At 37.1% G+C, this 3,994-nt stretch carries 3 protein-coding genes; all 3 read left to right on the top strand.

The features are described 5' to 3' along the window. Positions 1 to 62: 62 nt before the first annotated feature. Positions 63 to 1,985: a DUF2207 domain-containing protein gene (locus tag AC06OU_RS13845; RefSeq protein WP_475856531.1), complete on the top strand. Its 1,923-nt coding sequence runs from the start codon at positions 63 to 65 to the stop codon at positions 1,983 to 1,985. 103 nt (positions 1,986 to 2,088) lie between these two features. Further along, positions 2,089 to 3,177 (top strand): M42 family metallopeptidase, encoded by a 1,089-nt coding sequence (locus AC06OU_RS13840; protein WP_475856529.1) that lies wholly within the window; start codon positions 2,089 to 2,091, stop codon positions 3,175 to 3,177. Positions 3,178 to 3,320: 143 nt separating this feature from the next. Then, a partial coding sequence (locus tag AC06OU_RS13835) for an ornithine carbamoyltransferase (RefSeq protein ID WP_475856527.1) occupies positions 3,321 to 3,994 on the top strand: 674 nt, incomplete at its 3' end.

Here is a 3,994-nt window from a genome sequence, read left to right as displayed (position 1 = left end):
AAAATGAAACTTATTTGTTTTACGTTCCGTACGATAGTTATCTTGTTATGGGAGGTTGTCATGTGAAAAAGTTTATTATTCCCTTATTGTTATTTATGGTAGCTTTCCTTTCCTTTAGCCCTATAGGAGAAGCAAAATCTTATAGTATTGATAAAGTACATATAAAGTCATGGATTCAACCGAATGGCGACTTATTAGTTAATGAGGTATTTACCTATACTTTTGATGGCTCCTTTCATAACCTTTATAGAGAATTTCCTGATACATACAATGAGCGGGTAGTAGATTTCTATTCCTATGAGCTTACTAGCTTAGACATGGAGCCAGGCTTTGTGGGAGCAGAATCGATGATTCCATTAACTGTCTCCTTTGAGGAAGGCCATTTTCGTACAAACATCAAGAAGACTAATGAGAAGGTATCTTACTTCTATGCTTATACCTTAAAGAATGCTGTTAAGACATATGACAATTACAGTGAGGTAAAGGTGACGTACTTTAGCGGGGATGCACATGATCAAGCTTACGAAAATGTGACAATAGATTTTATACTTCCGCAACCACTAAATCCTGATACTTTCGATGGATTTATGTTTGATCGACATGCGGGAAAACGAGAAAAAAACCAATATGGTATACGATTTGTGACTCCTAAATCGGAGGCGTATTCTACTACAGAGACTAGTTTCTATTTTCCTTCTTCCGTAATGACGACAATGCCGAAGATTAAGTCAGCACAAACTTTAAGTGGAGCCATTGCTTTAGAGCAAAAACAATTTAATAAGATGCAGAGTCGTTTAGATAACATTGGAATGGTAAAGAATCTCATCCCAAAATTTATGATGGGAATGCTTATTGTTGCAGTCTTATTAATTGTTTTATTACCACAGAGACATTTTTGGAGGACTGGCTCTGAAAAAGATGTGATAGAGACGGATGCATTGTACATGTTTTTTGTTGATCAAATCGGAAAGACTCATAAAAAAAGCTTTTTGGCAGGGTTATTTTCATTAGTAGAAAAAGGAGCAGTAAAGGTAAGCAAAGGAAAAGCGGCAGTTCGTTTTCAAAATGATACAAAGGCTCCTAGAGAGACATTAGAGTTTCAACTGGTGAATCGAAGTCTAGTGAATGCCAATTTCGAAAATACAATAATAGATTGGCTATTTGGAGTAAAAAATGGATCAAACAAATGGACGTTTAACTTACACGATGTTGCTGGAGCAGCAAGAGATGAGAAAAGGCAAAATGGCTATTTTGCTCAGCGGAAAAAAATATTTAAAGAAAAGCAGAAGCAATGGGAGTTAGAAGTTGAATCAGAGATGATCGAGGCTGGTGCCTTAAATAACCGTATTCCACTTGCGATTTTAAGTATAGCGACCATTATATTGGCTATACTATTTTCTATTGCATATTATGCAGACTTAAGAAGCATCTGGGGAATTGTATGCATTATAACAGTGTCTCTTATATATACAGGAACGCTCTGGTGGAAGAAAAAATCAAAACGATTATTATTCTTATATATAGGCTTCATGTTTTTTGCTAGCGTAAATTTGGTAGATGAAGCATTACTTAACCAAACGTATGATTTGTTACTTGCTTTCATTGTTTTATATTTTACTGTACCAAGGAATATTTTATCGATGAACGCAGTCAGAGCTAAGGATTCTATAAGGACTTTTAGAAAGTCACTTAGCAAACAAGATCATACTTTATTAAACAAGGAAGATAAGTGGATCATTCGAGCCTACTTGTTTAAACGAAGTCGCCGGTCTTATCCACTAGAAACAGCGGGTGCTACCACATTGGCTGGATTGCTGTTAACAGACACAGACCCTATGAAATATGTAGAGGATTCATGGAGATGGACAAAAGGGTTACTATTTTCTGGAGATGGTTCTTCTGGAGCATCCACTACATATTCAGATAGTGGAGGAAGCCATGGAGGTGGCAGTGGGGATAGCGGTGGCGGCGCCGGTGCCGATTAATTCAGATGTATTTATGTATCTTTAGAATTTTAAAAATATATTTTGAATAAGCATTCAATTTATCATATAATTAATTGGTGAGTATATTTAGGAGGGCGAAATAATGACAAAATTAGATGAAACATTAACAATGCTTAAAGAACTTACGGATGCAAAAGGGATTCCCGGTAACGAGCGTGAACCGCGTAAAGTAATGGAAAAATATATTGCCCCTTATGCAGACAAAATTGAATATGACAACCTTGGTAGCTTAATCGCTGAAAAAGTGGGAGATGCTAACGGACCTAAAATCATGGTTGCAGGTCACTTAGACGAAGTTGGTTTTATGATTTCTAAAATTGATGACAAGGGCTTCTTGAGTTTTCAGACAGTGGGAGGTTGGTGGTCACAAGTAATGCTAGCTCAACGTGTAACGATTGTTACTCGTAATGGCGAAACTATTACAGGTGTTATCGGTTCTAAACCACCACATATCCTTAGCCCAGAAGCACGTAAAAAGCCAGTCGATATTAAAGAAATGTTTATTGATATTGGTGCTTCCTCTAAAGAAGAAGCTATGTCATGGGGAGTATTACCAGGCGATATGGTCGTTCCATACTTTGAATTCACTGTAATGAACAACGATAAACTTCTACTTGCAAAAGCTTGGGATAATCGCATTGGTTGTGCTATTGCTATAGATGTTTTGAAAAATTTACAAGGCCAAGATCATCCAAATATCGTATATGGTGTTGGGAATGTACAAGAAGAAGTAGGTCTTCGCGGAGCTAAAACCTCTACAGCAAAAGTTAACCCTGATATCGGCTTTGCAGTTGATGTGGGTATTGCTGGTGATACTCCAGGAATCACTCCAAAAGAATCATCTAGTAAAATGGGAGATGGCCCTCAAATCGTCCTATTTGATGCTTCTATGGTATCCCATAAAGGATTACGCGATTTTGTAGTGGATACAGCAGAAGCAAATAATATTCCTTATCAATTTGAAACAATTGCTGGTGGAGGAACAGATGCAGGGTCTATGCATATTTCCTTAAATGGTGTACCTTGCTTGTCAATCGGTGTCGCTACTCGTTATATTCATTCGCATGCAGGAATCCTGCATAGAGATGATTACGAGAATACAGTTAAATTGATTGTTGAAGTTATTAAAAAGCTTGATCGTGATACAGTAAACAATATAACTTTTAACTAATTAAACAAAACTAATGAAGAATACAGCAGTATTCCTCATTAGTTTTTTTATGTATAAAAAATGTATATAAATTCGCTTGACTTTATAAATATTCATACTTATAATAACAATTACAGAAGATACGGGTAAAGGGGATTATGAGTATGAAATTATTGGAGTGGGTAAATCTTAAATTAGTTGATAGTTTAAAAGGAAAGGATCTTTTAACACTTTTGGATTACTCTAAGGAAGAAGTGACTGAATTACTAGAACTAGCAACAAACTTAAAGTCTTTAACGAAGGCTGGTAAATGTCCTCCATTGTTAGAAGGGAAGACATTAGGAATGATATTTGAAAAGCACTCTACTCGTACAAGGATTTCGTTTGAGGTGGGGATGAAGCAGCTAGGCGGAAATGGTATGTTCATGAACGCTAGAGATTTGCAGATTGGTCGTGGGGAATCTGTCTATGATACAGCACATGTCCTCTCGGGTTATCTAGATGGCATTATGATTCGTGCTAATTCACACGCTATGGTTAAAGAGCTTGCGGAGCATGCAAGTATACCTGTTATAAACGGCCTAACAGACCTCTACCATCCATGTCAGGCGTTAGCAGATATATTAACAGTACAAGAAGTGAAAGGTCATACGAAAGGGCTGAAGCTAGCTTTCATTGGTGATGGTAACAATGTTGCACATTCCTTAGTGATTGCTGCTGCATACATGGGAATGCACATTGCTGTAGCAACTCCAGTTGGCTATGAGCCGAATGCAGAGATTATGGCAAAGGCAAAGGCAATTGCTCTTGCAAACGAAGGTTCCTTGTTTGTTTCTAA

The sequence above is a fragment of the Psychrobacillus sp. genome, from assembly GCF_056205495.1.
The sequence above is the reverse complement of the archived record's forward strand: the minus strand, read 5'-3'. Positions and strand labels throughout refer to the sequence as shown.